This is a genomic window from Streptomyces sp. NPDC104581 (genome assembly GCF_055583685.1).
The window spans coordinates 91,188-116,521 of sequence record NZ_JBVJNN010000021.1; the positions used below are offsets into that span (position 1 = coordinate 91,188).

Annotated in this window: 33 protein-coding genes; 17 read left to right on the forward strand and 16 right to left on the reverse strand. The window is 71.7% G+C overall.

The window, feature by feature from the left end:
• Nucleotides 1-120 precede the first annotated feature (120 nt).
• Complete coding sequence (gene dtd / locus ACZ61E_RS19075; RefSeq protein WP_469700820.1) at nucleotides 121-558, forward strand: D-aminoacyl-tRNA deacylase; 438 nt, start codon at nucleotides 121-123, stop codon at nucleotides 556-558.
• An 87-nt stretch (nucleotides 559-645) separates the two neighbouring features.
• Here dtd and ygfZ read toward each other — a convergent pair whose 3' ends face one another.
• From ygfZ to ACZ61E_RS19090, 3 genes are read right to left on the reverse strand one after another with little or no spacing between them, the layout of a single operon-like run.
• Nucleotides 646-1,626, reverse strand: a complete 981-nt coding sequence (ygfZ, locus tag ACZ61E_RS19080; protein ID WP_469700821.1) for a CAF17-like 4Fe-4S cluster assembly/insertion protein YgfZ — start codon at nucleotides 1,624-1,626, stop codon at nucleotides 646-648.
• A 21-nt stretch (nucleotides 1,627-1,647) separates the two neighbouring features.
• Complete coding sequence (locus tag ACZ61E_RS19085; protein ID WP_469700823.1) at nucleotides 1,648-2,085, reverse strand: Fur family transcriptional regulator; 438 nt, start codon at nucleotides 2,083-2,085, stop codon at nucleotides 1,648-1,650.
• A 20-nt stretch (nucleotides 2,086-2,105) separates the two neighbouring features.
• Nucleotides 2,106-2,678, reverse strand: coding sequence for a heme-binding beta-barrel domain-containing protein (locus ACZ61E_RS19090; protein WP_469700824.1), 573 nt, complete (start codon nucleotides 2,676-2,678; stop codon nucleotides 2,106-2,108).
• Nucleotides 2,679-3,020: 342 nt separating this feature from the next.
• Here ACZ61E_RS19090 and ACZ61E_RS19095 point away from each other — a divergent pair, with 342 nt between their 5' ends.
• Nucleotides 3,021-3,383 carry a DsrE family protein gene (locus tag ACZ61E_RS19095; RefSeq protein WP_469700826.1) on the forward strand — a complete coding sequence of 121 codons (363 nt, stop codon included), beginning with the start codon at nucleotides 3,021-3,023 and terminating at the stop codon, nucleotides 3,381-3,383.
• Between the two features lie 50 nt (nucleotides 3,384-3,433).
• Here ACZ61E_RS19095 and ACZ61E_RS19100 read toward each other — a convergent pair whose 3' ends face one another.
• From ACZ61E_RS19100 to ACZ61E_RS19130, 7 genes are all read right to left on the reverse strand, one after another.
• Complete coding sequence (locus tag ACZ61E_RS19100; protein WP_469700828.1) at nucleotides 3,434-3,700, reverse strand: DUF3099 domain-containing protein; 267 nt, start codon at nucleotides 3,698-3,700, stop codon at nucleotides 3,434-3,436.
• Nucleotides 3,701-3,830: 130 nt separating this feature from the next.
• Nucleotides 3,831-4,118 carry a DUF1416 domain-containing protein gene (locus ACZ61E_RS19105; protein ID WP_355186987.1) on the reverse strand — a complete coding sequence of 96 codons (288 nt, stop codon included), beginning with the start codon at nucleotides 4,116-4,118 and terminating at the stop codon, nucleotides 3,831-3,833.
• 60 nt (nucleotides 4,119-4,178) lie between these two features.
• The gene (locus tag ACZ61E_RS19110) at nucleotides 4,179-5,018 is read right to left on the reverse strand and encodes a sulfurtransferase (RefSeq protein WP_469700830.1); all 840 of its coding nucleotides are present in this window, start codon (nucleotides 5,016-5,018) and stop codon (nucleotides 4,179-4,181) included.
• 145 nt (nucleotides 5,019-5,163) lie between these two features.
• Nucleotides 5,164-5,271, reverse strand: a complete 108-nt coding sequence (locus tag ACZ61E_RS19115; RefSeq protein WP_023540667.1) for a putative leader peptide — start codon at nucleotides 5,269-5,271, stop codon at nucleotides 5,164-5,166.
• A 303-nt stretch (nucleotides 5,272-5,574) separates the two neighbouring features.
• Nucleotides 5,575-6,321: an LmeA family phospholipid-binding protein gene (locus tag ACZ61E_RS19120; RefSeq protein WP_469700831.1), complete on the reverse strand. Its 747-nt coding sequence runs from the start codon at nucleotides 6,319-6,321 to the stop codon at nucleotides 5,575-5,577.
• Nucleotides 6,322-6,503: 182 nt separating this feature from the next.
• Complete coding sequence (locus ACZ61E_RS19125; RefSeq protein WP_469700833.1) at nucleotides 6,504-7,835, reverse strand: hypothetical protein; 1,332 nt, start codon at nucleotides 7,833-7,835, stop codon at nucleotides 6,504-6,506.
• Nucleotides 7,771-8,025 (reverse strand): MoaD/ThiS family protein, encoded by a 255-nt coding sequence (locus ACZ61E_RS19130; RefSeq protein ID WP_469700834.1) that lies wholly within the window; start codon nucleotides 8,023-8,025, stop codon nucleotides 7,771-7,773. Before ACZ61E_RS19130 ends, ACZ61E_RS19125 begins: the two co-directional genes overlap by 65 nt.
• Before the next feature lie 376 nt (nucleotides 8,026-8,401).
• Here ACZ61E_RS19130 and ACZ61E_RS19135 point away from each other — a divergent pair, with 376 nt between their 5' ends.
• The 5 genes from ACZ61E_RS19135 to ACZ61E_RS19155 all read left to right on the forward strand — a co-directional run bounded on the left by ACZ61E_RS19135 (nucleotide 8,402) and on the right by ACZ61E_RS19155 (nucleotide 13,953).
• Complete coding sequence (locus ACZ61E_RS19135) at nucleotides 8,402-9,232, forward strand: response regulator transcription factor (RefSeq protein ID WP_469700836.1); 831 nt, start codon at nucleotides 8,402-8,404, stop codon at nucleotides 9,230-9,232.
• Nucleotides 9,233-9,256: 24 nt separating this feature from the next.
• A complete protein-coding gene (locus ACZ61E_RS19140; protein ID WP_147876589.1) occupies nucleotides 9,257-10,279 on the forward strand; it encodes a LacI family DNA-binding transcriptional regulator in 1,023 nt (340 codons plus the stop codon).
• Nucleotides 10,280-10,402: 123 nt separating this feature from the next.
• Nucleotides 10,403-11,521, forward strand: coding sequence for a S1C family serine protease (locus ACZ61E_RS19145; RefSeq protein ID WP_469700838.1), 1,119 nt, complete (start codon nucleotides 10,403-10,405; stop codon nucleotides 11,519-11,521).
• A 216-nt stretch (nucleotides 11,522-11,737) separates the two neighbouring features.
• Nucleotides 11,738-12,523: a response regulator transcription factor gene (locus tag ACZ61E_RS19150; RefSeq protein ID WP_469700839.1), complete on the forward strand. Its 786-nt coding sequence runs from the start codon at nucleotides 11,738-11,740 to the stop codon at nucleotides 12,521-12,523.
• The gene (locus ACZ61E_RS19155) at nucleotides 12,520-13,953 is read left to right on the forward strand and encodes a sensor histidine kinase (protein WP_469700840.1); all 1,434 of its coding nucleotides are present in this window, start codon (nucleotides 12,520-12,522) and stop codon (nucleotides 13,951-13,953) included. The genes ACZ61E_RS19150 and ACZ61E_RS19155 overlap by 4 nt, the downstream gene beginning before the upstream one ends.
• Nucleotides 13,954-13,990: 37 nt before the next feature.
• On the opposite strand, the gene ACZ61E_RS19160 is transcribed toward ACZ61E_RS19155, so the two are convergent.
• The 3 genes from ACZ61E_RS19160 to ACZ61E_RS19170 form a co-directional block, all read right to left on the reverse strand.
• Nucleotides 13,991-14,374, reverse strand: coding sequence for a VOC family protein (locus tag ACZ61E_RS19160; RefSeq protein ID WP_469700842.1), 384 nt, complete (start codon nucleotides 14,372-14,374; stop codon nucleotides 13,991-13,993).
• Nucleotides 14,375-14,441: 67 nt separating this feature from the next.
• A complete protein-coding gene (locus tag ACZ61E_RS19165) occupies nucleotides 14,442-15,374 on the reverse strand; it encodes a phosphatidylinositol-specific phospholipase C (protein ID WP_469700844.1) in 933 nt (310 codons plus the stop codon).
• A gap of 260 nt (nucleotides 15,375-15,634) precedes the next feature.
• Nucleotides 15,635-16,294 carry a class I SAM-dependent methyltransferase gene (locus tag ACZ61E_RS19170; RefSeq protein ID WP_469700845.1) on the reverse strand — a complete coding sequence of 220 codons (660 nt, stop codon included), beginning with the start codon at nucleotides 16,292-16,294 and terminating at the stop codon, nucleotides 15,635-15,637.
• A 102-nt stretch (nucleotides 16,295-16,396) separates the two neighbouring features.
• On the opposite strand from ACZ61E_RS19170, the gene ACZ61E_RS19175 reads away from it, so the two are divergent.
• Nucleotides 16,397-16,933: a VOC family protein gene (locus ACZ61E_RS19175; protein WP_469700846.1), complete on the forward strand. Its 537-nt coding sequence runs from the start codon at nucleotides 16,397-16,399 to the stop codon at nucleotides 16,931-16,933.
• On the forward strand, nucleotides 16,926-17,798 hold the full coding sequence (locus ACZ61E_RS19180; RefSeq protein WP_469700848.1) for a MerR family transcriptional regulator: 873 nt from the start codon (nucleotides 16,926-16,928) through the stop codon (nucleotides 17,796-17,798). The genes ACZ61E_RS19175 and ACZ61E_RS19180 overlap by 8 nt, the downstream gene beginning before the upstream one ends.
• A 9-nt stretch (nucleotides 17,799-17,807) precedes the next feature.
• On the opposite strand, the gene ACZ61E_RS19185 is transcribed toward ACZ61E_RS19180, so the two are convergent.
• Both ACZ61E_RS19185 and ACZ61E_RS19190 read right to left on the reverse strand, forming a co-directional pair.
• Nucleotides 17,808-18,041: a helix-turn-helix domain-containing protein gene (locus ACZ61E_RS19185; protein ID WP_469700849.1), complete on the reverse strand. Its 234-nt coding sequence runs from the start codon at nucleotides 18,039-18,041 to the stop codon at nucleotides 17,808-17,810.
• A complete protein-coding gene (locus ACZ61E_RS19190) occupies nucleotides 18,041-18,625 on the reverse strand; it encodes a DUF2975 domain-containing protein (protein ID WP_469700850.1) in 585 nt (194 codons plus the stop codon). Before ACZ61E_RS19190 ends, ACZ61E_RS19185 begins: the two co-directional genes overlap by 1 nt.
• Before the next feature lie 153 nt (nucleotides 18,626-18,778).
• Here ACZ61E_RS19190 and ACZ61E_RS19195 point away from each other — a divergent pair, with 153 nt between their 5' ends.
• The 3 genes from ACZ61E_RS19195 to ACZ61E_RS19205 all read left to right on the forward strand — a co-directional run bounded on the left by ACZ61E_RS19195 (nucleotide 18,779) and on the right by ACZ61E_RS19205 (nucleotide 20,829).
• Nucleotides 18,779-19,423 (forward strand): ArsR/SmtB family transcription factor, encoded by a 645-nt coding sequence (locus tag ACZ61E_RS19195; protein WP_469700852.1) that lies wholly within the window; start codon nucleotides 18,779-18,781, stop codon nucleotides 19,421-19,423.
• A complete protein-coding gene (locus tag ACZ61E_RS19200; protein WP_469700853.1) occupies nucleotides 19,420-20,163 on the forward strand; it encodes an SRPBCC family protein in 744 nt (247 codons plus the stop codon). The genes ACZ61E_RS19195 and ACZ61E_RS19200 overlap by 4 nt, the downstream gene beginning before the upstream one ends.
• A gap of 93 nt (nucleotides 20,164-20,256) precedes the next feature.
• A complete protein-coding gene (locus tag ACZ61E_RS19205; protein ID WP_469700855.1) occupies nucleotides 20,257-20,829 on the forward strand; it encodes a dihydrofolate reductase family protein in 573 nt (190 codons plus the stop codon).
• A 41-nt stretch (nucleotides 20,830-20,870) separates the two neighbouring features.
• Here ACZ61E_RS19205 and ACZ61E_RS19210 read toward each other — a convergent pair whose 3' ends face one another.
• Entirely contained in the window at nucleotides 20,871-21,830 is a 960-nt protein-coding gene (locus ACZ61E_RS19210) for an NAD(P)/FAD-dependent oxidoreductase (RefSeq protein ID WP_469700885.1), read from the reverse strand.
• A 174-nt stretch (nucleotides 21,831-22,004) separates the two neighbouring features.
• Between ACZ61E_RS19210 and ACZ61E_RS19215 the strand changes: the two genes are divergently transcribed.
• From ACZ61E_RS19215 to ACZ61E_RS19235, 5 genes are all read left to right on the forward strand, one after another.
• Nucleotides 22,005-22,619 carry a helix-turn-helix domain-containing protein gene (locus tag ACZ61E_RS19215; RefSeq protein ID WP_469700856.1) on the forward strand — a complete coding sequence of 205 codons (615 nt, stop codon included), beginning with the start codon at nucleotides 22,005-22,007 and terminating at the stop codon, nucleotides 22,617-22,619.
• 100 nt (nucleotides 22,620-22,719) lie between these two features.
• Nucleotides 22,720-23,604, forward strand: coding sequence for a class I SAM-dependent methyltransferase (locus ACZ61E_RS19220; protein ID WP_469700858.1), 885 nt, complete (start codon nucleotides 22,720-22,722; stop codon nucleotides 23,602-23,604).
• 136 nt (nucleotides 23,605-23,740) lie between these two features.
• A complete protein-coding gene (locus tag ACZ61E_RS19225) occupies nucleotides 23,741-24,235 on the forward strand; it encodes a helix-turn-helix domain-containing protein (protein WP_469700859.1) in 495 nt (164 codons plus the stop codon).
• Nucleotides 24,228-24,599, forward strand: a complete 372-nt coding sequence (locus ACZ61E_RS19230; RefSeq protein WP_469700860.1) for a DUF4180 domain-containing protein — start codon at nucleotides 24,228-24,230, stop codon at nucleotides 24,597-24,599. The genes ACZ61E_RS19225 and ACZ61E_RS19230 overlap by 8 nt, the downstream gene beginning before the upstream one ends.
• Before the next feature lie 113 nt (nucleotides 24,600-24,712).
• On the forward strand, nucleotides 24,713-25,126 hold the full coding sequence (locus ACZ61E_RS19235; RefSeq protein WP_469700861.1) for a cytidine deaminase family protein: 414 nt from the start codon (nucleotides 24,713-24,715) through the stop codon (nucleotides 25,124-25,126).
• Nucleotides 25,127-25,334 lie beyond the last annotated feature (208 nt).

The following is a 25,334-nucleotide window of genomic DNA, read 5'->3' on the forward strand; positions in this document are numbered from 1 at the left end:
CTCGCTCCGCCTGTCTGCATCGTGCCACTCCTGCACGTGCACATGCAGGCGATCTGCACCCGTTCGGCCCTGGATGGGCGCCGGACGGGACCCGAACAGGGCCCGGATAGGTTGGGCCGTATGCGAGCAGTGGTGCAGAGGGTCGACGGCGCGAGCGTCGCCGTGGTGACGGATTCGGGTGTCGAGACGGTCGGCGAGATCGTCGGCGAGGGACTGTGTGTGCTGGTGGGAGTCGCCCACGGGGACACGAAGGAGAAGGCGGCCCAACTGGCCCGCAAACTCTGGACGCTGCGGATCCTGGAGGGCGAGAAGTCCTGTTCCGAGGCGAACGCCCCGCTCCTGGTGATTTCGCAGTTCACTCTCTACGGGGACGCCCGCAAGGGCCGCCGCCCCACCTGGAACGCGGCGGCACCGGGCGAGGTGGCCGAACCGCTGGTGGACGAGGTCGTGGCGCGGCTGCGTGAACTGGGGGCGACCGTCGGGACGGGCCGGTTCGGGGCGGACATGCGTGTCTCGCTCACGAACCACGGCCCGTTCACGGTGCAGTTGGAGATGTGAGACGGGAGGTGGTGAGGAGCGGGACGTGGCATGTCAGGTGCGAGCACCTCACGCCTCACGCCTCGCCCGTGGCGCCCGGCGGCGGAGTCAGGACTCCACGACCACTTCCTGCGACGCCGCCGTGTTCCCCGCCATCAGCGGCGCGTCCACCGGCACATTGCGCTTGACCAGCGCCAGCGCGATCGGCCCCAGCTCGTGGTGGCGGGTCGACGTCGTGACGAAACCGAGCTGGCGGCCCTCCTCGCCGTCGGCGGCGAGCCGTACGGGCGTGCCGTGTCCGGGGAGCACCACCTCGCTGCCGTCCAGGTGCAGGAAGACCAGCCTGCGCGGCGGCTTCCCCAGGTTGTGGACGCGCGCCACGGTCTCCTGCCCCCGGTAGCACCCCTTCTCCAGATGGACGGCGCTGCCGATCAGACCCAGCTCGTGCGGGATGGTCCGGTGGTCGGTCTCGAAGCCCAGCCGCGGCCGGTGCCCCTCGACGCGCAGGGCCTCGTACGCGAGGATCCCGGCCGGCGGGCCGTTCTCCCGCGCGTACGACTCCAGGTCGGCGCGCGGCAGGAAGACGTCCCTGCCGTACGGCGTCTCCCGGACCACGGACCCCTCCGGCGTCCCGGCGATCGACCCGGCGGGGATGTGGACCACGGCGAAGTCGTCCGTACGGTCGGCGACGTCCACGCGGTAGAAGAACTTCATCGACTCCAGGTAGGCGATCAGCGCCTCCCGCGTGCCCGGCTCGACATGTGCCCACACCGTCTCGCCGTCGTCCACGAGATACAGCGCGTGCTCGATGTGGCCGTTCGCGGAGAGGATCAGCGCCTCGGTCGCCCGGCCCGCGGGCAGCTCGCTGACGTGCTGGGTGATCAGCAGATGGAGCCAGCTGAGCCGGTCCTCGCCGGTGACGGTGACGACGCCGTGGTGGGAGAGGTCCACCAGGCCCCGGCCGTCGGCGAGGGCGCGCTGTTCGCGGAACAGATCGCCGTAGTGCGCGGCGACACCTTCGTCCTGCCCTTCGGCGGCCACGGCACCGGGCAGGGAGAGGAGTGGACTGGTCGTTGAGTGTCGCTGCATGACGACAAGCGTACGACCGGCTCAGGATTCGCCGCTCGCCGCACGGGTGGTGCAGTCGCGGCACGTGCCGAAGATCGCGAAGTGCTTCATGTCCGTCGTGAAACCGAACATCTCGCGCAGCTTGTCGGTGAAGTCGGCGGCGACGGAGACATCCGCCTCGATGACGTCGGTGCAGTCCCGGCAGACCAGATGGATGTGGTGGTGCCGGTCCGCGAGGTGGTACGTCGGCGCACCGTGCCCCAGATGCGCGTGCGAGACGAGGCCCAGCTCCTCCAGCAGCTCCAGCGTCCGGTACACGGTGGAGATGTTCACACCGGACGCGGTCCTGCGCACCTCGCACAGGATGTCGTCCGGCGTCGCGTGCTCCAGGGTGTCGACGGCTTCGAGGACAAGCTGGCGCTGCGGGGTCAGGCGGTAGCCTCGCCGCCTCAGGTCACTCTTCCAGTCGGTGCTCACCACGCGCCCAGTGTAGGCAGCGCCTACTTGAAGAACGCGATTCCGTCGTCCGGCAGATCGCCCAGATCCTTCGCCCAGGCCGCGACCTGCTCCGGCGTGACGACCTTCTTGAGGTGCGCCGACATGTACGCGCGCAGCGGGACCTCGGGGGTGGACTTCTCGCCGACCCACATCAGATCGCTCTTCACATAGCCGTAGAGCCGCTTGCCGCCGTTGTACGGGCCGGCGGACGCCGTACGCGCGACCGCGTCCGTGACGAGGTCGATCTGCGGCTTCTGGTCGGCCAGCTCCCCGTACCAGATCTCCACGATGCCCTGGTCACGCACCATGACGACCTCGACCTTGCGGTTCTCGTCGATGCGCCAGTAGCCGGACTCCGACTCGATGGGGCGGATCTTCTCGCCGTCGGAGTCCAGGGCCCAGGTGTGCGAGGTGTACTCGATGAAGTCCCGGCCGTCGTGGCTGAAGGAGACCTCCTGGCCGAAGTTGGCCTTCTCCTCACCGGGGAAGTCGAAGACACCCACGCCCTCCCAGTCGCCGAGGAGGAAGGCGAGCGGGACGAGGCCCGGATTCAGGTCGGACGGAATCTCGATCATGAGCGGCTCAGGCGATCTGTAGGAGGTCGAATGGGCGGGGGCGGGAGGGCCGTGGGACCGGCCCCGGTCAGTTCTGGCCCTGGTAGAGCTTCTTCACGACCAGCACGGTGAACGCCAGGATCGCGACCGCGATCAGGGCGAGCAGGGCGGAGAAGAAGGTCTCAAGCACAGGGTGCTCCTCGGAGAGCGTCGGGGCGGTGCGGGGCCGGTCCCCAGCGTAATGGGTGGGGACGCGGCGGTTCGCTGCGAGGTGGCCGGGGGCACCGAGGCGCGTTCCCGGCCCGGGACGGCGCGCCGACGGGGCCGCGCGGGCGCGCATGACAGCGCATTACAGTTCGGGGCATGGCGAAGAAGCTCGTGATCAAGGTAACCGCCGGCGCCGACGCCCCCGAGCGCTGCTCCCAGGCGTTCACCGTGGCGGCGGTCGCCGCGGCCAGCGGTGTGGAGGTCTCCCTCTGGCTGACCGGTGAGTCCGCGTGGTTCGCCCTGCCGGGCCGGGCCGCCGAATTTGAACTGCCGCACGCCGCGCCACTGCCGGACCTGATCGAGTCGATCCAGTCGGCGGGCCGGATCACGCTCTGCACACAGTGCGCGGCACGCCGCGGGATCGCGGAGGACGACGTGCTGGAGGGTGTGCGGATCGCGGGCGCCCAGGTCTTCGTCAGCGAGGCGATGGCCGACGACGCGCAGGCACTCGTGTACTGAGGCGTACTGCGCGGCGCGGCGCCCGAGCTGTCCGGCGTGTGCCGACGGCGTCATTTCCGCGGTGGTTTCTTCCTGCCGTCCAGCTCGTCCCACCACTCGTCGGACTCGGGGTCGCCCGACGCGTCGTCCCACCAGCGGTCGTCCGGGCCGCGCGCGTTCGCGATCATCGCCGCGACCGGGGGGATGACCATCGCCACCACACACATCCCGATCGCCGCCGGCACCGACCACAGGCGCACGAACGCCCAGGCGCTGACGAAGAGGACGATGCATCCGCCCATCAGCACGAAGTAACGGCGACGGCGTCGCGTGTACATACATCGAGCTTACGACTGGCACGGAGGACCGCACCCCGTCTCAGGAAGCGTCCAACCCCCTGGGGTGCGGTCCTCCGGCCGCTCGTGCCCCGCTCGGCAGGGCCGCGGCGGTGCCGCCGCGGAACCGGCCTCAGACCGCGATGGCCACCTCGGCCAGCCCACCCGTCCGGGCGACGACCGTGCGGTCCGCCGTACCGCCCGGCACGAGCGCGCGCACGGTCCACGTGCCCTCGGCCGCGTAGAAGCGGAACTGTCCGGTCGCCGAGGTCGGCACCTCGGCGGTGAATTCTCCGGTCGAGTCCAGCAGGCGCACGTAGCCGGTGACGGGCTCGCCGTCACGGGTCACGGAACCCTGGATGGTGGTCTCACCGGGCTTGATCGCCGAGGCGTCCGGGCCGCCGGCCTTCGCTCCGCACATATGGGATCTGTCCTCCGGGTCAGGCAGGTGGTCTCGCGGGACGGTGTCGCGCGGGCTGGACTACTTGTTGGCGCCGAGCTCGATCGGCACGCCGACGAGGGAGCCGTACTCGGTCCACGAGCCGTCGTAGTTCTTGACGTTCTCCTGGCCCAGCAGCTCGTGCAGGACGAACCAGGTGAGCGCGGAGCGCTCACCGATGCGGCAGTAGGCGATGGTGTCCTTCGCCAGGTCGACCTGCTCCTCCTCGTAGAGGGCCTTGAGCTCGTCGTCCGACTTGAAGGTGCCGTCGTCGTTGGCGTTCTTCGACCACGGGATGTTGCGGGCGCTCGGCACGTGGCCGGGGCGCTGCGACTGCTCCTGCGGGAGGTGCGCCGGGGCGAGCAGCTTGCCGCTGAACTCGTCGGGCGAGCGCACGTCGACCAGGTTGAGGCTGCCGATCGCGGCGACGACGTCGTCACGGAAGGCGCGGATGGACGTGTCCTGGGCCTTGGCCTTGTACTGCGTGGCCGGGCGCTCGGGCACCGCGTCGACCAGGTCGCGCGAGTCCAGCTCCCACTTCTTGCGGCCGCCGTCGAGGAGCTTGACGCCCTCGTGGCCGTAGAGCTTGAAGTACCAGTAGGCGTAGGACGCGAACCAGTTGTTGTTGCCGCCGTAGAGGATCACGAGGTCGTCGTTGCCGATGCCCTTCGCGGACAGGAGCTTCTCGAAGCCCTCCTGGTCGACGAAGTCACGCCGCACGGGGTCCTGGAGGTCCTGCTTCCAGTCGATGCGCACGGCGTTACGGATGTGGTTCTTCTCGTACGCCGAGGTGTCCTCGTCGACCTCGACGATGACGACCTTCGGGTCGTCGATGTGGGCCTCGACCCAGTCGGCGTCTACCAGGACGTCGCTGCGGCTCATGTGTTCTCCTCCGGGGCAGTGTGCGGCGGGTGGTGCGGGCGGCGGCGCCTTCCGGGCACGGGGGCGCGGCGGGCTGCGTACGGCACGGGGTGGCCCTGACATGGTCGAAGGGCCGGAGAGAGGGGGCGGGGCGGACGTGTCCCGCTCAGGCGGTGCGACAGAGCATGGCGGCGACGCGGCACAGGTCGACTGCCCGCCGCTTCGTGAGGTTCGCCTGTCCCCGCTGCTGGAGACCGCTGATGAAGCACTGCATGCGTCCGATCGTAAGGACGGATACGGTGCGATGTCACCGGCGTGTCGAATCGTGAGACAGGATCGTCCGAGATACGGGACCAATGGGCGTTCCCGGCGGCCCCGGGCCGGGGCCCGCGGCCGACGCACCGCCGTTCCATCTACGAGGTGGACATCTGCGTCTCACGATACGGAGAGGGGTGGAACGGGCCGCCCGGGCGCGGGGTCGTGAGGTCGTGGGACTGCCGTGGGGCGCTGCTGTGGGACCGCCGTGGGGGACGGCCGCCCGGCCTTTCGGAGAGTCCGGGCCGGAGGGCCCGCGCCGTCAGCCGGTGAGGTCCACGTCCTGGCCCGTGCCCGAGAACCGCAGACCGTCCTCAGTCGCCGTGACCTTGTCGAGCGTGATGGTCGACGGCAGCCCGTCGATCGTCAGGTCGTAGTCGACGACCTCTTTCAGCTTGTCGCCGACACCCGGCACCGGCAGGGTCGGCAGGTCCTCCGCGCGCAGCCGGACCTTGTCGCCGCCCTCCAGGGAGACGGTGCTGTACGTCGTGAAGTCGTCCCGCAGCAGCCCCTTGAGGGCGTCCGGCACGTCGATGCCCGCGCCCTCCACCAGATCGCCCAGTGGCCCCGAGACCTTGACCTGCCCCTTCGCCGCCCGCTCCGGCCCGGCGTAACCGACCGTCGCGCCCTTCGGCGCCGACTTGGTGAGGTCCTCGTACGAGATCAGGGCGGAGCCCTCCGCGCTGCCCGCGACCGCCGACGAGAAGGTGCTGTTCACCTTCACGTCCCGCAGTTCGGCCCGCACCTCGGTCACCTCGACCTCACGGCCCTCGGTGGTGGCGGTTATCCCGCCGATGCTGACCTCGATCTCGTTCAGCTTCGAGTTCGCCACCTGGGTGAGGAAGGGGAAGCCCTTGATCGAGACCTCGGGCTCGCGGCCGAGACCCTGACTGCTCTTGATCTTGCTCGCCGCCTCGGTCTCGGCGAAGTGCACCGCGGCCCGGTCGGCGGCGACGAACAGCCCGCCGAGGATCACGACGAAGATCAGCAGAATTCGCAGTGCGCGCATTGCTCGGTGTCCCCCACCCTGGTCGTACCGGCCCAGCCCCCGTGACGCCGTGAGCCTAATGGGTCGACGCCCGGAGCGGCGGTTCGGTTCCTGGGGCGTTACCGGGACGGTTGTCCGACGGGCCCGGGGGGCGGGTCCCCGTCGAGTCCCCGGGCCGGTCCGTCCTCAGCCACCGGACGGGCTCAAAGGGCCCGTCCCAGCAGGTAGATCGCGGGGACCGCGACCGTCAGCGGCAGCGCCACCCCGGCCGTCATGTGCACGAAGCGCGACGGGTAGTCGTAGCTGGCCACCCGCAGGCCGATCAGCGCGCACACCCCGGCACCGAGGCCGAGCAGCGCGCCCTGGCCGCCGAGGTCCGTCAGTCCGCCCGCCGCGGCACCGGCACCCGCGCCGGCCGCGAGCGCGACCACGACCGAGACGGCGCCGGGCAGCGGGAGCGCGCGGGCGACGGTCGCGGCGGCCACGGCCACCGCGCCCACCGTCACGGCGTCCGGCACGGCGGCGAGACCCCCGGTGGCGATGATGGCGAGCGCGGCGGAGGCGACGGTGGCCATCAGGCCCTGCATCCGTTCGTCGGCGCTCGCGTAGCTGCGCAGTTGCAGGACGACCGTCAGCAGCACCCAGGCACCGAGGGTGCCGAGGATCGCGGCCAGCGCGTGGTCGTCGCCGACCGAGAGGACGGCCGCGTCGGCGACGAGCGCGCCCGCGAAGGCGAGTGCGATGCCCTGGCGGGCGGGCCACATGCCGTTGAGCCGGAACCAGCCCGCGGCGGTGACCGCCTGGAGGACGACCAGCGGGACGGCCAGCGCCCACGGTCCGACGGCGGCGCCGCCCGCGAGCAGCAGGGCCAGTACGGCGGTGAGCCCGGCGGGCTGGATGCCGGGCGGGATGATCGGCGACCGGCCCTCGGCGCGGGCGCGCTGGGCGTCGGTGATGCGGGCGTTGCCCATGGTGGTGGGAGCGCCGTAGCTGTCGGCGGCCGGGGCCGCGGGAGCGGCGGGCACGTGAGCGGGCGCCGGTGCCGGGCCGGCCGGGGTGCCGTAGGGCTGCTGTCCGGGAGCCGGGACCTCGGGGGGCAGCGGATGGGCGCCTGACTGCTGCGGCAGATAGGCGGTGTCGGCGGCGGCCGACTGGGGGTGGGGGTGGGGCTGGGACTGCGGCTGCGGGGAGTACGGCTGCGGCTGGTGCTGGTGCTGGTGCTGGACCTGTGGCTGGTACCGGGTGTCCCAGGTCTGGCCCTCCCAGGTCTGCGCGTCCTGCCCGTCGGACGGTTCCTGGTACGGCTGCTGCTGGTAGTGCTGCCGCGGTGCCTGCTGCTGGTACTGCTGCTGCGCGTAGTCCTGCTGATACGGCTCGGAGCCGTGACTCCCCGCGTACCCCTGCTGTCCGTCGTACCGGCCGCTGTACTGGCCCTGCCCGTTGTACTGGTCGTCGCTCATGCTCGGCTGTTCACCCTCCTGCGAACGGCGGGAGCACTTCGACCGTGCCGCCCTCGGCAAGCCGTACGGTCTCATGCCCACGGGTGCCGACGGGATCGCCGTCGACGAGGAACGAACACCTCTGGAGCACCCGCACCAGCTCACCGGGGTGTCTGTCCCGCACCGTGTCCAGTGCCTGGGCCAGGGTGTCCGCCGCGTACGGCTCCTCGGCGACACCCGCCGCCGCCTTGGCCGCGGCCCAGAAGCGGATGGTCCCCGCTGCCATGGCGTACTCCTCCATCTAATTCTCGGCAATTTTCCCGCCGGATTCCGCCGGCCCTCCATGATGGCCGATCCCCAGCCCCGCCACGGCAATCGGCGCCTCCGGAGGGGGCCGGAGAAGTGATGACCCGCTGTTCGCGCCCTCTGACACTGAGCACATCTGGGTTATTCTGCTCCGGAAGAGGATCCGGGCAATGTAGCCCCCGGGTCCTTTTGCGCTTTCCGACCCGGAGCGCGGGACGGAAGGCGATGCCACATACGCCCCCGCGTTTCAGGGTGCGGGAGGTGCCCCCTTGCAGGGACCGAGGAGGAACCGACGTAATGGGCGAGCCAATGACGCAGACGCACCACGGGTGTCCGAACCGGGCAGGTGGGCAGCGATGAGTTCTCTGCTGCTGCTCACGAACGCCCTCCAGCCGTCGACGGAGGTGCTGCCCGCTCTCGGACTGCTTCTGCACCACGTACGGGTGGCCCCGGCCGAGGGACCGGCCCTGGTCGACACCCCCGGAGCGGACGTCATCCTGATCGACGGCCGGCGCGACCTGCCCCAGGTGCGGTCGCTCTGCCAGCTGCTGCGCTCCACCGGACCCGGCTGCCCGCTGGTCCTCGTGGTGACCGAGGGCGGCCTCGCCGCCGTCACCGCCGACTGGGGCATCGACGACGTCCTGCTCGACACAGCGGGCCCGGCCGAGGTCGAGGCACGGCTGCGGCTGGCCACCGGACGCCAGCAGATCTCGACCGACGACTCCCCGATGGAGATCCGCAACGGTGATCTCTCGGTGGACGAGGCGACCTACAGCGCGAAGCTGAAGGGCCGGGTCCTGGACCTGACCTTCAAGGAGTTCGAGCTGATCAAGTATCTGGCGCAGCACCCCGGCCGGGTCTTCACCCGGGCGCAGCTGCTCCAGGAGGTGTGGGGCTACGACTACTTCGGTGGTACGCGGACGGTCGACGTGCACGTACGGCGGCTGCGCGCGAAGCTCGGCCCCGAGCACGAGTCGCTGATCGGCACGGTCCGCAACGTCGGTTACCGCTTCGTCACGCCGGAGAAGGTCGAGCGCGCGGCGGAGGAGGCGAAGGCGAAGGCCATCGCCGAGGCTGCCGCCAAGGCGAGGGCCGCGGGCCCCGCGGACGGTGCCGCCGACGACAGCACGCACACGGCCGACACGTCCGAGGTACGGGAAGCCGCCGTACGGCCTGCCGGGAGGTAGGTCACCACGCGTAGACTGCCGCGCGTGGCCAAGGTGACGCGGGACGACGTGGCACGACTGGCGGGGACTTCGACCGCGGTCGTCAGTTATGTCATCAACAACGGACCCAGGCCGGTCGCCCCGGCCACGCGCGAGCGTGTACTCGCCGCGATCAAGGAGTTGGGCTACCGGCCCGACCGCGTCGCGCAGGCGATGGCGTCGCGGCGCACCGACCTCATAGGGGTCGTCGTGCCCGACGCGCGCCAGCCGTTCTTCGCGGAGATGGCGCACGCGGTCGAACAGGCAGCCGCCGAGCGCGGAAAGATGGTGCTCGTCGGCAACTCCGACTACCGCAACGAGCGCGAGGTCCACTATCTGCGGGCCTTCCTCGGTATGCGGGTGTCCGGGCTGATCCTGGTCAGCCAGGGCCCGAGCGAGCGCGCGGCCGCGGAGATAGAGGCGTGGGACGCCCGCGTCGTACTGCTGCACGAGCGGCCCGAGGGCATCGACGACGTGGCCGTCGTCACCGACGACATCGGCGGCGCGCAGCTGGCCACCCGGCATCTGCTGGAGCACGGTCATCCGTACGTGGCGTGCCTCGGCGGCGTGGAGTCCACGCCGGTCGTCGGTGACCCGGTGACCGACCATGTCGAGGGCTGGCGGCGGGCGATGCGGGAGGCCGGTCTGTCGACGGAGGGGCGGCTGTTCAAGGCGCTCTACAACCGGTACGACGCCTACAACGTCGCGCTGAAGCTGCTCGCCGGGCCCGACCGGCCGCCGGCGATCTTCTGCTCGACCGACGACCAGGCGATCGGTGTGCTGCGGGCGGCGCGCGAGCTGCGGATCGACGTGCCGGGCGAGCTGGCGGTGGCCGGCTTCGACGACGTCAAGGAAGCCGGTCTCACGGACCCTCCGCTGACAACGGTGTCGTCGGACCGGCCCGCGATGGCGCGGGCCGCGGTGGACCTGGTGCTGGACGACGGGCTGCGGGTGGCGGGGTCGCGCCGGGAACGGGTGAAGCAGTTCCCGTCGGCGCTGATCGTACGGCGCTCGTGCGGCTGCTTCTGAGTCCGTCCCGACCGTGTGGAGGCGGCCCGCGAGGGCCGCCTTTATATGGGACATACGAGGTTCTGTCGGGCTTCTCAGAACGTCTTCAGACAGCTCTCATCCAGCGGGCGGATTGTCGATGACATGACCGACAACCAGCGTCGCAGCGACGAAGACCCGAACCAGCAGGACCTCGGCAGCGGCCGGTCGTACCCGCCGCCGCCTCCGTACGAGCCCGCCGGGCAGCACACGTACGGCGCCTCCGACGCGCCGTACGGCCGGCACGCGCCCGAGGCCCCGTACACCCACCACGCGCAGGCCGGGCACGCCACCTGGGGCTGGGGATCCGCGTCCCCCGCGCACTCCCCCGGCCACGCCCGCCGCGCCCGGCGGCCGGTCGCGCTGCTCGCCGCCGCCGCGCTCGTCGCGGCCGTGGTCGGCGGTGGTACGGCGGCGCTGACCTCGACCCTGACCAACGACTCCACGGGCACCACCGCGAGCACCGTCACCGGCACGACCGTCTCGCAGAGCAGCAAGGGCACGGTCGCGGGTGTGGCGGCGGCCGTCTCCCCCGCCATAGTGGAGATCCAGGCGCAGTCGGACGCCGGACAGTCCACCGGCTCCGGTGTGGTCATCACCGGGGACGGCGAGATCATCACCAACAACCACGTCGTCGCGGGCGCGCAGACGGTGAAGGTACAGCTCAGCACCGGCAAGACGTACACCGCGGACGTCGTGGGCACCAGCCCGGACAAGGATCTCGCCCTCATCAAGCTCCAGGGCGCGAGCGGACTCAAGACGGCGGCGCTCGGCGACTCCGGCAGTGTGAAGGTCGGCGACGAGGTCGTGGCGATCGGCTCGCCCGAGGGGCTGACCGGCACGGTGACCAGCGGTATCGTCTCGGCGCTCGACCGCGACGTCACCGTGTCGAAGGACGAGGGCCAGGGTCAGCGGCAGCAGCAGGGCGGTGACGAGGGCCGGTGGCCGTTCGAGTTCGGCGGACAGCAGTTCAACGGCGACGAGGGCTCCTCCACCACCACGTACAAGGCGATCCAGACCGACGCGTCGCTCAACCCGGGCAACTCCGGTGGCGCGCTGATCAACATGAACGGCGAGATCATCGGCATCAACTCGGCCATGTTCTCGGCGAGCGGTTCGAGCGGCGACAGTTCGTCGGCGGGCAGCGTCGGGCTCGGCTTCGCCATCCCGGTCAACACGGTCAAGTCCGACCTGAGCACGCTCCGCGCCGGGAACGGCGACTAGGCCGTCTCTTCGAAGTCCCGCCCGGCCCGCGACGCCCGGCGGGGGCCGGGCCCTGCGGGCGGACGGCGCTACTTTGAAGACACGGCCCAGTCCCCACCCGACGTGCGAGGCTGAAGACCCGGGGTGCGGTCCGGGGCCCCTGCCGACCCCGGACCCGGCCCCGCCCGCGCCGTTTCCGCTTCCGTTTCCGCAGCCGTCCAGAGGGAGAGCGACGACATGAGCCCCGCCGAAGGCGATCCGCAGCGCGTCCTGATCGTCGACGACGAGCCCGCCGTCCGGGAGGCGCTCCAGCGTTCCCTCGCCTTCGACGGGTACGGCACCGAGGTCGCCGTCGACGGTGTCGACGCCCTCGCCAAGGCCGCCGTCTACCAGCCCGATCTGATCGTGCTCGACATCCAGATGCCGCGCATGGACGGCCTGACGGCGGCCCGCCGGCTGCGGGCCGGCGGATCGACCGTGCCCATCCTGATGCTGACGGCGCGCGACACGGTCGGCGACCGGGTCACCGGGCTCGACGCGGGCGCCGACGACTATCTGGTGAAGCCCTTCGAGCTGGACGAGCTGTTCGCCCGGATCCGCGCGCTGCTGCGGCGCAGTTCGTACGCCGGGTCGGCGGGCGGGGAGCTGCCGCAGGACGACGCCCTGTCCTTCGCCGATCTGCGCATGGACCTGGCGACGCGCGAGGTCACCCGGGGCACGCGCCGGGTGGAGCTGACCCGTACCGAGTTCACCCTGCTGGAGATGTTCCTCGCCCACCCGCGTCAGGTGCTGACGCGGGAGCAGATCCTGAAGGCCGTCTGGGGCTTCGACTTCGAGCCCAGCTCCAACTCCCTGGACGTGTACGTGATGTATCTGCGGCGCAAGACCGAGAGCGGCGGCGAACCGCGGCTGGTCCACACCGTGCGCGGGGTGGGTTACGCGCTCCGTACCGACGGCGGCCCCGGCCCCGCCGGACCCGGCCCCGCACCCTCCGGACCCGGCGGACCCGGCGGCGCCGAGTGACCTCTCTCGCCCGGCGGTTGCGTACGCTGCCGCTCCGCTCCCGGCTCGCGATGCTCGTCGCCACCGCCGTCGCCGTCGCCGTCGCGGCGGCGGCCGTCGCCTGCTGGCTGCTCACCCGCGCCCAGCTGGAAGCGGAGCTGGACAACTCGCTCCGCAACACCTCCGCCCCGAACAACCTGGTCCAGGACGCGCTGAACCGGTGCGCCCTCGGCCAGACCCCTCCCGAGCCCTCCCACCCCGGTTTCGCCTACGTCCAGGTCGTCGGCCGCGACGGCAGCCGGTGTGTGGACGCCTCCTCCCAGCCGGTGCAGGTCCAGCCCGCCGACATCGCCGTGGCGCGCGGTACGGAGCAGGACACCCTGCACGACTCCACGACCGAGAAGGGCGCCCCGGTACGCGTCCACACCCAGCGCGTCCCCTTCGGTCCGGCCGGCGCGCAGGTCACCGTCTCCGTCTCCCGCCCCCTCGACGAGATCGACGCCTCGCTGAACCGGCTCGCCCTGCTGCTGACCGCCGTCGCCGGCGCCGGTGTCATCGGCGCGGGCGCCGCCGGCCTCTGGGTGGCCAGGACCGGTCTGCGCCCGGTCGACGGGCTGACCCGCGCGGTCGAGCACGTCGCGCGCACCGAGGATCTGGGCCTGCGCATCCCGGCCGAGGGCGAGGACGAGATCGCCCGTCTCTCCCGCTCGTTCAACTCCATGACGGCCGCCCTCGCTTCGTCCCGCGACCGGCAGGCGCAGCTGATCGCCGACGCGGGCCACGAGCTTCGTACCCCCCTGACCTCGCTGCGCACGAACGTCGAACTGCTCGCCCGCAGCGAGGAGACCGGCCGCGCGATCCCCCCGGAGGACCGTACGGCGCTGATGGCGTCGGTGAAGGCGCAGATGACGGAGCTGGCCTCGCTGATCGGCGACCTCCAGGAACTGTCCCGCCCCGACGCCCCCGACCCCGGCCCCCTCCAGGTCGTCGCGCTGCACACGATCGTCGAGAGCGCCCTGGAACGCGCCCGGCTGCGCGGGCCGGACCTGACGATAGAGGTGACGCTGCACCCCTGGTATGTGCGGGCCGAACCGGCCGCCCTGGAGCGGGCGTTGGTCAACGTGCTGGACAACGCGGTGAAGTTCAGCCCGCCGGGCGCGGCGGTGGAGGTCGCGCTCGGCGAGCGGGGCGAGTTGACGGTACGGGACCACGGGCCCGGTATCCCGGCGGAGGAACTGCCGCACGTCTTCGAACGCTTCTGGCGCTCCCCGTCGGCCCGCGCGCTGCCGGGCTCGGGGCTCGGCCTGTCGATCGTGGCGCGCACGGTGCAGCTGACGGGTGGCGAGATCGCGCTCCGCCCGGCCGCGGGCGGCGGCACGGTGGCCGCGATCCGCATCCCGGGGGCCTCGACGCCGCCCCCGACCGGCGCGTCGGGCGCGACGAGGGCCTGACGGGCCGGGCTGTCCGTGGTCGTCGGAGCCGACCGCGTCAGAGGGGCCGGAGGCGGCGGCGCAGGAGGCAGAACTCGTTGCCTTCCGGGTCGGCCAGGACATGCCAGTTCTCGGTGCCGTCCTGGCCGACGTCCGCCCGCCGCGCGCCGAGCGCGAGCAGCCGCTCCAGCTCGGCGTCCTGGTCGCGGTCGGTGGCGTTGACGTCGATGTGCAGCGGGAGTTTCCCGGTCCTGGGGGCGCTGCTCGGGCTCAGGACGAGGGTGGGCTGCGGGCCGCCGAAGCCCACGTCCGGCGGCCCGATCTCGATGCTTCCGTCCGGCTCCCGGTCGAGTTCGACGTAACCGAGCACCTCGCTCCAGAACGCGGCGAGCCGCTCGGGGTCGGCGACGTCGATGACCAGTTCACTGATGCGGCATGCCATGGCCGCGAGTGTAGAGGCGTCCTCGGCCACGGGCCGGAAACACCCGGGGGTGGCTGCCCCGGCCGTCCTAGTTGTGCCGGATCAGTGAGTCCACCAGCCCGGCCCTGGTCTCCGGGAAGTCCAGCGGCACGATGCCGAGCCCGCGCCAGCCGGCGCCCTCCGACCCGTCGAGCAGCGAGTGCACCTGCGGGTTGAGCCGGTCGGAGTTCCAGCGGGGCGGCAGCAGCGCGGCGGTACTGACGAAGTTGATGAACTGCTTGCCCGGCTGCTGCACCGCCTTGCGGAAGTGGGCCTCGATCTTGGGGTACTTGGCGCCCGGCTCGGCCTGGTAGTCGTCCTGGATGTCGAAGAGTCCGCCGTCCCCGTACCGCACGCCGGGCAGCCCGCCGTTGTCCGCGAGCAGTACCACCTTGCCGCGGGCCTGGCCGAGCGTCGGCAGGGTGCTGTCGAACCGGAAGAGGGAACGCCAGCCCTTGCCGTCCAGATAGGTGTCGAAGATCCGCCGGAACTCCGCGTCGCTCTCCGTCGAGTACTCCTGCTTGACGCGCATCAGTACGGTTTCGGACGGGTGCGCCTGGAGGAAGTCGCGGCACGCGGTGAGGACGTCGTCGAAGTTGAGGTTCTGGTAGAAGGCGGCGTGGTGGATCGGGAAGGCGTTCTCGAACGCCCGGCACCGTATGTCGAGGAACCGCACTCCGGTGTTCAACTGCTGGGCGATGGTGGTCCCTTGGCACGCGACGTACAGACCGCCGCTGCGCGCGCCGGAGTTGTGCGTGCCGGGAAGGGTGAGGCGCTGTACGGGGGTGGAGTCGCCGATCCCGGCGAGCCAGTCGGAGGGGGCGAGCGCGCGCCTCGTCCCGGTGCGCCCGGCCGCCGCCGTCGCCGTCGCGGAGCCCGCACCGACGAGCGCGGTGGCGGAGAGCGCGAGGGCCCCGGCGAGGATCCCTCTGCGCCCAAGTCCAGTACTGGTGGGGGGAGTTGTGCCGCTGTCTGTGACCATGCGCCGAATTATGGCGTGTACGCATCACGCAGGACAGGGCCCACGGGCCCGACACGACCACCCCGGCCGGATACGCACCTCGGCCAGGCCGTGTCTGACAAATGGCGCCGTCCGCCCGTAGGGCGGGGCTCGCGGCGGCTGGTGCGGTGCATCGCGAGGCGGAGGATCGGACTCGTACCGGGCGTACTCGGCCGAGTCCGGCAACGCGGCGAGGTGCCGTACCAGGCGCCGCGGGCCAGGCGGGATTTGTCAGACACGGCCTAAGAGGGCTCGGGTCTGTGGGCGAGGAAGGTGGCGATGCCGCGCTCGGCCCCCTCGGCGGGCTCCTCCACCAGCCGCGCGGTGACGACGAACCCGGCCTGCTTCAGGAGTCCCGCGATCCGGTCGGGCGGCAGCAGGTAGGACTCGTAGGACACCGGACGGCCGCCGTACGCCTGGGTGGGACGCAGATGCCGGTCGGGGCCCACGTGTCCCGACAGCATCAGCGAGCCACCGGGCGCGAGGGTGCGGAGGAACTCGCCGAACACCACCGGCAGCAGCGCCGGCGGTGTGTGGTGCGTGGAGTAGTAGGCGAGTATGCCGCCGAGGCCGCCGTCCTCGATCGGGAGCGCGGTCATCGAGCCGACGTCGAAACGCAGCTCCGGGTGGGCGGCGCGGGCCAGTTCGACCATCGCGGGCGACAGATCCATGCCGAACGCGGGCACGCGCCGCTCGGCGAGATACGCCGTGACCCTGCCGGGCCCGCAGCCCAGATCGGCGACCGGCCCGAGGGCGGCCGTCCGCACCACCTCGGCGAAGACGTCCAGCATCCCCCGCGACAGCGGATCCAGCTCCGCCGGGGGCTTGACGCGTCCGACGTAGTCGGACGCGACCGTGTCGTACGACTCCCGGACGGCGGCGAGGTAGGAGAGGTCAGGCATACGGGCGACTCTAAGGGCTGTCCCGCTCCTCTGCGGTGGCGCTCGACCGCCACCGGGAACGGGCTTGACCCTCACGTGGCGTGAGGCCGGAGAGTGAGCCGCATGAGCGACTACTACAACGCGTTCGAGATCAGTCCCGTACCCGATCCCGGCCCGGACGCCGTCCCGCCGGAGCCGTTCCGCGGGATCTACGCAATGCCCGCGTTCGTGACGGTGCCGACGACCGATCTGGCGGGGTCGGTGGACTTCTGGACCCGTGGTCTCGGGTTCTTCGAGCTGTTCGGCATCCCCGGCACGCTGGTGCATCTGCGCCGGTGGGCCTTCCAGGACGTACTGCTCGTCGCCGCGGAGAGCGTCCCGGAGCGGGCGCCGGCGATCAGCTTCAGTTTCGCGTGCGTGCTCGGCCAGGTCGACTCCCTCGTGGAGGACTGCCGCGCACTGCGCCCGGACTCGGTCGACGGGCCGCGTGACACGCCCTGGAACACCCGCGACGTGACGGTGACCACCCCCGAGAACGCCCGGATCGTCCTCACCGCGGCGAAGCCCTTCGATCCGGCGAGCCAGGAGGCACGGAACCTCGCGGCCGTCGGGATCACCCCGCCGTCCGCGGGGCGCGACGACAATGGGGACCATGCGTGATGCCACGGACTCCGGCGCGGACGGCAGCGGTGACGGCTACGGCTACGGCTACGAGGAGGGTGACGGCGGCGACGGGGACGGGGCCGGTCTGACCGTCGGTCAGGTCTCCTCGCGCCTGGGAGTGACGGTCCGCGCGCTGCACCACTGGGACGAGATCGGTCTGGCGCGGCCCTCGTTGCGTACGGCCGCCGGATACCGGCTCTACACCGCCGGCGATCTGGAACGCCTGCACCGCGTCGTCGTCCACCGCGAGATCGGCCTCGGTCTGGACAGTATCCGGACCGTCCTGGACGACTCGACGGCGGACGTGCCCGCCGCGCTGCGCGCACAGCGCGCACAGGTCGCCGAGCGGATCGAGCGCCTCCAGCGGCTCGGCGACGGACTGGACCGGATGATCGACGCCCACGAGCGCGGTCCGCTGCTGACCGTCGAGCAGCGGGCCGAGATCTTCGGCCCCGGGTGGGACCCGGACAGGGCGGCCGAAGCACGTGCGCGCTACGGGGACACGACGCAGTGGCGTCAGTACGCCGAACGCTCGGCCGCCCGCGGCCCGGAGGAGTGGCGGGCCGTGGCCGACGCCGTCGCCGACCTCGACCGCGCGCTCGGGGAGGCGATGGACGCCGGTGTCACGCCCGGCAGCCCGGAGGCGAACCGGCTCGTCGAGCGGCACCGCGAGGTCTTCGCCTCGTACTTCCCCCTGACCAGGCAGATGCAGGTCTGTCTCGGCCGCAGGTACGAGGCCGAACCGGGGTTCGCCGCCCACTACGACGGCGTCCGCACGGGACTCGCCGCGTGGTTCCGCCGGATCATCGACGCCAGTGCGCGCGCCCACGGCATCGACCCGGACACCGCGACCTGGCGGTAGCACGCGGGCTCATGGCGGGTCGGCGGGGTCATGGGTGATCAGGTCTCCGGGCTGGCACCGGAGCACGTCGCAGATCCTCGACAGGGTCGAGAAGCGGATGGCCTTGGCCCGGCCGTTCTTGAGCACGGACAGGTTGACGACGGTGATGCCCACGCGCGCGGACAGTTCGGTGAGCGTCATCCCGCGCTCGGCGAGGATCCGGTCGAGATGGATCCGGATCGAGTGAAGTTCCTCATCGGGCATCAGATGGTCCCTTCGAGGTCCTCTCGCATACGTACGCCCTCGCCCATTATCCTGCCCATGATCACGGCCGCGAGACCGGCCAGGACGAGCACCAGCGGCCCGGTGACCGTCGGCCCCGATCCCACGATCGGCGCCATGCTCCCGACGAGCCAGGACTGCGACCACCCGACGACGAGCCCCGCAAGCGGCGTACCCACGGCGACGAACCAGCCGAGGACGGTGAGCCGTTGGGCGACGGCGTCGGTGAACGGCCCCTGCGACAGCACGGTCTTGAGCAGCCGGGAGAAGAGCAGCAGCGCGAGCGAGCCGAACAGCAGCCAGGGCAGCTCGTGCCCGAGGTCGGCGGCGCGCTGCCCCACGGAGGGTCCGTCCTGGCAGAGGGTCGCGGCACTGCTGGACGCGTTGACGCCGTCGGCGACGGGCAGGCCGTCCGCCAGTGTGGCGTTGCGCCAGAAGTCCGTCCGTACGCATATCGCGCCGTCGTCGAGCATGTGCGTGACGCCCGTACCGAGGAAGGCGAGCCCGCAGAGCACCGCCAGGGCGTAGGTGACCGAGGCCAGAGTCCTCGTCAGTCGCGTGTTCATCAGGGCCCCATCCTATCGATTTTCGATATGCCCAACGTAGCGGAGCATATCGATATTCGACAAGTCCGAGGTCCGCCGCGTCCGGCGTCACCGGCGTGCACCGACAGGAATTCCTGTCTTGACAAATTTATTTGTCGGTCGCATCCTGGAGGCGTGCTGGACGTCGCCGTGATCGAAGAACCCGCCGCCGCCGAGGCGTCCCTGGACCCGATACGGTCCCGGATCCTCGCCGCCCTCGCCGAGCCCGGCTCGGCCGCCATGCTGGCCACCCGCCTGGGGCTGCCCAGACAGAAGGTCAACTACCACCTGAAGGAGCTGGAGCGGCACGCGCTGGTCGAGCTGGCCGAGGAGCGGCGCAGGGGCAACGTCACCGAGCGGGTGTTCCGCGCCACCGCCGCCTCCTACGTGATCTCACCCACCGCCCTGGCCGCCGTCAGCCCGGATCCCTCCCGTGCGCCCGACCAGCTCTCGGCCCGCTGGCTGCTCGCCCTGGGGGCCCGGCTGGTGCAGGAGGTCGGGGCGCTGCTGGGCGGCGCGGCGCGGGCCCGGCAGCGGGTCGCGTCCTTCGGTGTCGACGCCGAGGTGCGTTTCGCGTCCGCCGCCGACCGGCGGGAGTTCGCCGACGAACTGGCCCGGAGCGTGGCCACGCTCGTCGGCCGGTACCACGACGAGTCCGCCTCCGGCGGACGCAGTCACCGCGTGATCGTCGGGCTCCACCAGATCCCCGCCGTGCCTCCGCCGGAACCAGGCCGGACGCACAGGAACCAACCCGAAGCAGGACAGGAGGACCGGTCATGACGCACCCGTTCGGGATCGAGCTGGAGACGACCCTGCCGGCGAGCCCGGAAGAGGTCTGGGAGGCGATCGCGACGGGGCCGGGGATCGACTCCTGGTTCATGGGCCGCAACGAGGTCGAGCCGCGCGAGGGCGGCACCGCCTCCATGGAGACCGGCGGACACCGCGAGGAGGCGGTGATCACCGCCTATGAGCCGGGCAAGCGCTTCGCGAGCCGTACGCCGGAGGACGAGAACGGCCGGTTCATGGCCTTCGAGTATCTGATCGAGGGGCGGGACCGGGGCAGCACCGTGCTCCGCGTCGTCCACAGCGGTCTGCTCGGCGACGACTGGCAGGACGAGTACGACGCCCTGCGCCGCGGCTGGCCCTTCCACCTCCACACGCTCCACGAGTATCTGGCCCACTTCCCCGGACGCGCCGGCGTCCCGGTCTTCGCCATGGCGCCGTCCGAAGGCAGGACGACACACCAGGTGCGGGCGGCGCTGGTCCGGGGGCTGTCGCTGCCGGACCCGGTGGCCGCCGGCGTCCGGGGCCGGGCCGAGCCGCCCGGACTGGCGCCGCTGGACGGGGAGGTGGTGTGGGTGGACGCCGAGCGCGTCGGGCTGCGTACGGACCAGGGGCTCTACACCTTCCACCACGGCTCGGGCGTCGTGCTGATGTTCCACCACCTCTTCGCGCCCGGCACGGACGCGGACGGGGCCGAGGCCGCCTGGCAGCGGTGGCTGAACGATCTCCTCGCCTGACGGCCCCGAGCCATCGAGCGACCGCCGGTCCCACCCGCCGAGGCACCGTCCGGAACCGTCGAAGACCCACAACCGACAGCAGGGAAGAGAACCATGCGTACTTTGATCAGCACCGCCTTCGTCTCGCTCGACGGCGTCATGGAGGCCCCGGGCGGCGAGCCCGGCTACCGGAACTCGGGGTGGACCTTCAAGGAAGTCGACTTCCTCCCCGAGGCCTACGACATCAAGGAGCGTGAACAGCAGGAGGCCACGGCGCTCATGATGGGCCGGGTCAGCTACGAGGCGTTCAGCCCCGTGTGGCCGCGCATGGACGAGTTCGCCCGCTACAACGCCCTGCCGAAGTACGTCGTCTCCACCACCCTCACCGAGGACAGCCTCGTCCCGAACTGGGGCGAGACCACCATCCTCCGCTCGCTCGACGAGGTCGCCGCCCTCAAGGAGACCGAGGGCGGCCCGATCAGTGTCCACGGCAGCGCCGCCCTGAACCACGCCCTCTCGGACGCGGGCCTGATCGACCGCTACCACCTGCTCGTGTATCCGCTGCTGCTGGGCGCGGGCAAGCGGCTGTTCAGCACCACGGACAAGGACACGCAGAAGCTGAAGCTGGTCGAGCACGCCGTGTACGACAACGGTCTCCAGCTCAACGTGCTCGACGTCGTGCGCTGACCCCACGCGATGGTCCAGGTCGGCTGGGGCGACAGCCTCACTCAGCCGAGGGGCGCGGCGGCGAGAGCGGCCTCCGTGTCGGCGTTCACCAGGTCGGCGTTGATGCGTGCGCCGGCCAGGGCGCCGGCCGCCGCCGAGGCTCCGACCTGGGCGGCGGGGTCGGTGGCGTTGCCCGCCACCCATACGCCCGGGACGGATGTGGCACCCGCCGGGCCGGACGCGAAGTGGCGGCCCGTACCGCCCGGCAGATCCTCCGTCGGCAGCTTGAGCCCGTCGAGGCCGTCGGTGCGGGCCGACATCGTGGTCGCGACTGCGATGACCCGGCGGGGTACGGTGCGGCCGTCGGTCAGCCGCACGCCCTCGATACCGAACCCGCCGCCACTGCCGGTGGATGATCCGGTGGACTCGACCGACGCCACGGGGGTGTCCACGACGCCGATGCCGCGGGCGGCGAAGCGCGCACGGGTGCCGTCGTCCAGCTCGGTGCCGCGGGTGAAGTAGACCAGGTCATCGGTCAACTGGCGGAACAGCAGGGCGTGGTGGACGGAGGCCGGACCCACGGCCAGGACGCCGATGGGTTCGTCGCGCACCTCCCAGCCGTGGCAGTACGGGCAGTGCACCACGCCGTGGCCCCAGTGCCGGGCCAGCCCCGGGACGTCGGGCAGTTCGTCGCGCAGCCCGGTGGCGACCAGCAGTCGGCGCGCCCGCAGTACGGCGCCGTCGGCGAGGGCCACGGCGAAGCGGGGGTCGCCGCCGGGGGCCGGGTCCGCCGGGACGGCGTCCGTCACCTCGCCGGCCACGATCCGGCCGCCGTAGCCGCGCACTTCCTCGCGCCCCTTGCGCAGCAGTTCCGCCGGCGGGACGCCGTCCTGGCCGAGCAGGCCGTGCACGCCCTCGGCGGGCGCGTTGCGGGGCGTGCCGCTGTCGATCACCACGACCGAGCGGCGGGAACGGGCGAGCATCAGCGCGCCGTTCAGTCCGGCGGCGCCGCCGCCGATCACGACGGCGTCGTACTCGCGCTCGTGCGCGCGCTCCGCCTCGTGTTCCGACTCGTGCTCCCTGTCAACAGTCGTCACGGACATGTGCGCCGCCTTTCCCTGGTGGTGAGCGGGCCCCGAGCGGCCCGCGCGCCCCACGCTAGGCGCGACTTGCGCATGCGGCATAACATGTTGCTCATGACGCAAGAAGATGGTGAGCTGGACAGCCTCGTACGCAAGCGGATCCGCGCGCTACGGGTGGCGCAGGGCTGGTCCCTCGACGAGCTGGCCACCCGCGCGCGGCTCAGCCCCTCCACGCTCAGCAGGATCGAGACCGGCCGGCGCCGTCTCGCCCTGGACCAGCTCGTCACCCTCGCCCGCGCCCTGGACACCTCGCTCGACCAGCTCGTGGAGACGGCCGCGGACGACGTCATCTCCAGCCCGACGATCGACGCGGCCCATCAGCAGATGCGGTGGCCCGTGCGGGCGGCTCCGGACCTGACGGTCGTACGTCAGCGGGTGACGGATCCGCCGCCCGACAACCCCGCGCGCATGCGTGCCCATCCCGGCCACGAGTGGCTCGTCGTCCTCTCCGGCACCGCGGTCCTGCTGCTGGGCAACCGCCGTTTCCGGGTGGAGACCAACCAGGCGGCGGAGTTCCCCACGATGCTTCCGCACGCGATCGGGGCGGAGGGCGGCCCGTGCGAGGTCCTGGGGATCTTCGACCGTGACGCGCGGCGCGGGCACCAGGGCGGCGCGGGCGGACAGCCGCCGGACGGGCCGGGCGGGCCGGACGGGCCGGGCACGCGGTAGAGCCGCGGCGGCTTGCCGGTTCGGCAGCGCGGAGAGCCACCTTCTTGCGCGTTCGGAAAGCGGTGCCGCCGGGCACCACCGGTCCGCTTAGCGTGCGGTCATGACACCCGCATCGCACCAGCACAAGCACCAGCACGACGGCGCCGGCCACGGCCACGGCCAGGACCTGGACCACGACCACGACCAGGCGGAGATCCTCGACCTGGACGCGGAAGTGCTCGCCGAGCACATCGCGTCCATCACCGCCTGGCTGCCCGTCGAAGCCGCCCCCCGGCACATCGTGGACCTGGGCAGCGGAACCGGAGCCGGTACTCTCGCGCTGCTCAGGCGCTTCCCCGGCGCCGAGGTGACCGCCGTCGACACATCCGCCGCCCACCTCCACCGGCTCCTGGAGAAGGCCGAGTCGGACGGGATGGCGGGCCACGTGCGTACGGTTCAGGCCGATCTCGACACCGGCTGGCCCGACCTCGGCACCCCGGACCTCGTCTGGGCGTCGGCCTCCATGCACCACATGGCCGAGCCCGACCGCGTCCTGCGCCGGGTGCACGACACGCTCGCGCCGGGCGGACTGTTCGCCGTGGTCGAACTGGCGGGCTTCCCGCGGTTCCTGCCCGCCGACGCCCCGGCGGAGCGGCCCGGCCTCGAGGAGCGCTGCCATGCGGCGCTCGACCGCCAGCACGCCGAGCAGATGCCGCACCGAGGCGCCGACTGGGGGCCCAAGCTGACCGCCGCCGGCTTCACCGTCGAGGGTGAGCGCACCATCACCGTGAACCTCGGACCGCCCCACACCGAGGCGGTCGGCAGCTACGCCCTCAGCAGCCTGCGCCGCATCCGCGGCGGCGTCGCCGAGACGCTGGCCGCCGAGGATCTGGCGGCTCTCGACCGGCTGCTCGACGCCGACGGTCCACACGGCATCACCCGCCGGGACGACCTCACGGTCCGCACCGAGCGCACAGTATGGGCGGCACGGGCACGGCGCGCCTGAGCGACGCGGTCCGGCCGGCGGGCGGACCCCATCCGGACCGTCTCGCCACCTCATCGCCTCGCCATTACTTACGCATCACTCCTTATCCATCCTCTTTGAGCGATCGGTAGAGCAGCTTGAGGTAATATGCATACTCATGGAGAGCGGAGAGCGTGAGCTGTACTCGGTCGGTGAGGTCGCCGAACGGCTCGGGCTGCACGTGCGGACCGTGCGGAACTATGTCCGTGACGGGCGGCTGAAGGCCGTACGGATCGGCAAGCAGTACCGGATCAGCCGGGCGGACTTCGAGGCGCTGACCGGTTCCCCGGAGCCGGAGACCGACGAGTCGGCCGCGGCGGACGTTCCGCGCGGACGGCACCTGGAGGTGTCGAGCATCGTGCAGATCGATTCGGTCGGGCCGGACGCCGCGAGCCGGCTGAGCACCTTCGTCACGGCGAGCGCGCAGTCCACGCGCGGCCAGGCGCACTCCTTGCGCATCCAGACCGTCTACGACCCGGAGCGGACCCGTATGAAGATCGTGATCCTCGGCAGCGCCGCCGAGACGGCCGACCTGCTGAACCTGGTCGACAGTGTCCTGGGGCCGGGCAACGACCTGCTGCCCTCCGAGGGATGGGAGAACGGCCGTGGCTGATCTTCTGGTGGAGCACAGCGGCGTACAGGTACTGGTCTGCGACCCGGACGGCGCCACTATCGCCACCGAACAGGACGCGCTCGACCATCTCGTCGGCGCGGCCTTCCAGGGCGCGGAACTGGTCGCGGTCCCGGCCGGACGGTTCGACGACCGTTTCTACGACCTCAGCAGCGGTGTCGCCGGCGGGATACTCCAGAAGCTGGCCAACTACCGGCTCCGGCTGGCCGTTGTCGGCGACATCTCGCACCACCTCGGGACCGGCACCGCGCTGCGCGATCTCGTACGGGAGGCGAACCGGGGCCGGGACGTCTGGTTCGTGACCGACCTGGACGAACTCACGGCGCGGCTCGGCGCCGTCCGCTGAGCGGGCCCCGGGGCCGGGGCCGCGCCGGGTCCGGCACGACTTACGGGACCCGGCCCGGACCCGGCGCGTAAATGCGGTGACGTCCCGGCCGCGGTGGCGGTAGCTTCCGGCGGATGACCACCATCCCGTCCAACGACGAACTCATCGCCACCGCCCAGGCCGTGCTGAATCCGCGGACCGTGGGTGACCGGCTGTTCGGCGACGTGGCGGCCACGCTGGTCACGGAGGCGGGCAATCAGTACTCGGGCGTGTGCGTCGACACCGGTTCGGGCACGGGCTTCTGCGCTGAGCACGCGGCCATCGCCGCCATGGTCACCGCCCGCGAGTACCGCATCGCGAAGGTGGTGGCCGTCTGGCGCAGCGACGAGGGCGTCCTGCACGTACTGCCGCCGTGCGGCCGCTGCCGGGAGTTCATCCGCCAGATCGATCAGGCGAACCTCGACACCGAGGTGGTCCTGGGCCGTGCCCGATCGGCAAGTCTCCGGGAACTGCTGCCCGTTCACGAATGGCCCGACCCGCTGGACTGACCGGCTGGACTGACCCGCTGGACCGACCGGCTTCCGGCCGGCCCTGCCTCCGACGGCGGCCGGGCCACCACGGAGAAACGGAGGGGGGGGGGGGGGGTGGGGCGCCCCCCCCCCCCCCCCCCCGGCGGGGGGGGGGGGGGGTTGTTGTCCTTGCTCTGTTTGGTTTTGGGTTGACCCACAGAACGGTTCCCGTTGGGGTCTCCTCCCA

Coding starts and splice junctions, on each gene's coding strand:
- dtd (WP_469700820.1), top strand. CDS start 121: ATGCGAGCAGTGGTGCAGAGGGTCGACGGCGCGAGCGTCGCCGTGGTG.
- ygfZ (WP_469700821.1), bottom strand. CDS start 1,626: ATGCAGCGACACTCAACGACCAGTCCACTCCTCTCCCTGCCCGGTGCC.
- ACZ61E_RS19090 (WP_469700824.1), bottom strand. CDS start 2,678: ATGATCGAGATTCCGTCCGACCTGAATCCGGGCCTCGTCCCGCTCGCC.
- ACZ61E_RS19095 (WP_469700826.1), top strand. CDS start 3,021: ATGGCGAAGAAGCTCGTGATCAAGGTAACCGCCGGCGCCGACGCCCCC.
- ACZ61E_RS19100 (WP_469700828.1), bottom strand. CDS start 3,700: ATGTACACGCGACGCCGTCGCCGTTACTTCGTGCTGATGGGCGGATGC.
- ACZ61E_RS19105 (WP_355186987.1), bottom strand. CDS start 4,118: ATGTGCGGAGCGAAGGCCGGCGGCCCGGACGCCTCGGCGATCAAGCCC.
- ACZ61E_RS19110 (WP_469700830.1), bottom strand. CDS start 5,018: ATGAGCCGCAGCGACGTCCTGGTAGACGCCGACTGGGTCGAGGCCCAC.
- ACZ61E_RS19115 (WP_023540667.1), bottom strand. CDS start 5,271: ATGCAGTGCTTCATCAGCGGTCTCCAGCAGCGGGGACAGGCGAACCTC.
- ACZ61E_RS19120 (WP_469700831.1), bottom strand. CDS start 6,321: ATGCGCGCACTGCGAATTCTGCTGATCTTCGTCGTGATCCTCGGCGGG.
- ACZ61E_RS19125 (WP_469700833.1), bottom strand. CDS start 7,835: ATGAGACCGTACGGCTTGCCGAGGGCGGCACGGTCGAAGTGCTCCCGC.
- ACZ61E_RS19130 (WP_469700834.1), bottom strand. CDS start 8,025: ATGGCAGCGGGGACCATCCGCTTCTGGGCCGCGGCCAAGGCGGCGGCG.
- ACZ61E_RS19135 (WP_469700836.1), top strand. CDS start 8,402: ATGAGTTCTCTGCTGCTGCTCACGAACGCCCTCCAGCCGTCGACGGAG.
- ACZ61E_RS19145 (WP_469700838.1), top strand. CDS start 10,403: ATGACCGACAACCAGCGTCGCAGCGACGAAGACCCGAACCAGCAGGAC.
- ACZ61E_RS19150 (WP_469700839.1), top strand. CDS start 11,738: ATGAGCCCCGCCGAAGGCGATCCGCAGCGCGTCCTGATCGTCGACGAC.
- ACZ61E_RS19160 (WP_469700842.1), bottom strand. CDS start 14,374: ATGGCATGCCGCATCAGTGAACTGGTCATCGACGTCGCCGACCCCGAG.
- ACZ61E_RS19165 (WP_469700844.1), bottom strand. CDS start 15,374: ATGGTCACAGACAGCGGCACAACTCCCCCCACCAGTACTGGACTTGGG.
- ACZ61E_RS19170 (WP_469700845.1), bottom strand. CDS start 16,294: ATGCCTGACCTCTCCTACCTCGCCGCCGTCCGGGAGTCGTACGACACG.
- ACZ61E_RS19175 (WP_469700846.1), top strand. CDS start 16,397: ATGAGCGACTACTACAACGCGTTCGAGATCAGTCCCGTACCCGATCCC.
- ACZ61E_RS19180 (WP_469700848.1), top strand. CDS start 16,926: ATGCGTGATGCCACGGACTCCGGCGCGGACGGCAGCGGTGACGGCTAC.
- ACZ61E_RS19185 (WP_469700849.1), bottom strand. CDS start 18,041: ATGCCCGATGAGGAACTTCACTCGATCCGGATCCATCTCGACCGGATC.
- ACZ61E_RS19190 (WP_469700850.1), bottom strand. CDS start 18,625: ATGAACACGCGACTGACGAGGACTCTGGCCTCGGTCACCTACGCCCTG.
- ACZ61E_RS19200 (WP_469700853.1), top strand. CDS start 19,420: ATGACGCACCCGTTCGGGATCGAGCTGGAGACGACCCTGCCGGCGAGC.
- ACZ61E_RS19205 (WP_469700855.1), top strand. CDS start 20,257: ATGCGTACTTTGATCAGCACCGCCTTCGTCTCGCTCGACGGCGTCATG.
- ACZ61E_RS19215 (WP_469700856.1), top strand. CDS start 22,005: ATGACGCAAGAAGATGGTGAGCTGGACAGCCTCGTACGCAAGCGGATC.
- ACZ61E_RS19220 (WP_469700858.1), top strand. CDS start 22,720: ATGACACCCGCATCGCACCAGCACAAGCACCAGCACGACGGCGCCGGC.
- ACZ61E_RS19225 (WP_469700859.1), top strand. CDS start 23,741: ATGGAGAGCGGAGAGCGTGAGCTGTACTCGGTCGGTGAGGTCGCCGAA.
- ACZ61E_RS19235 (WP_469700861.1), top strand. CDS start 24,713: ATGACCACCATCCCGTCCAACGACGAACTCATCGCCACCGCCCAGGCC.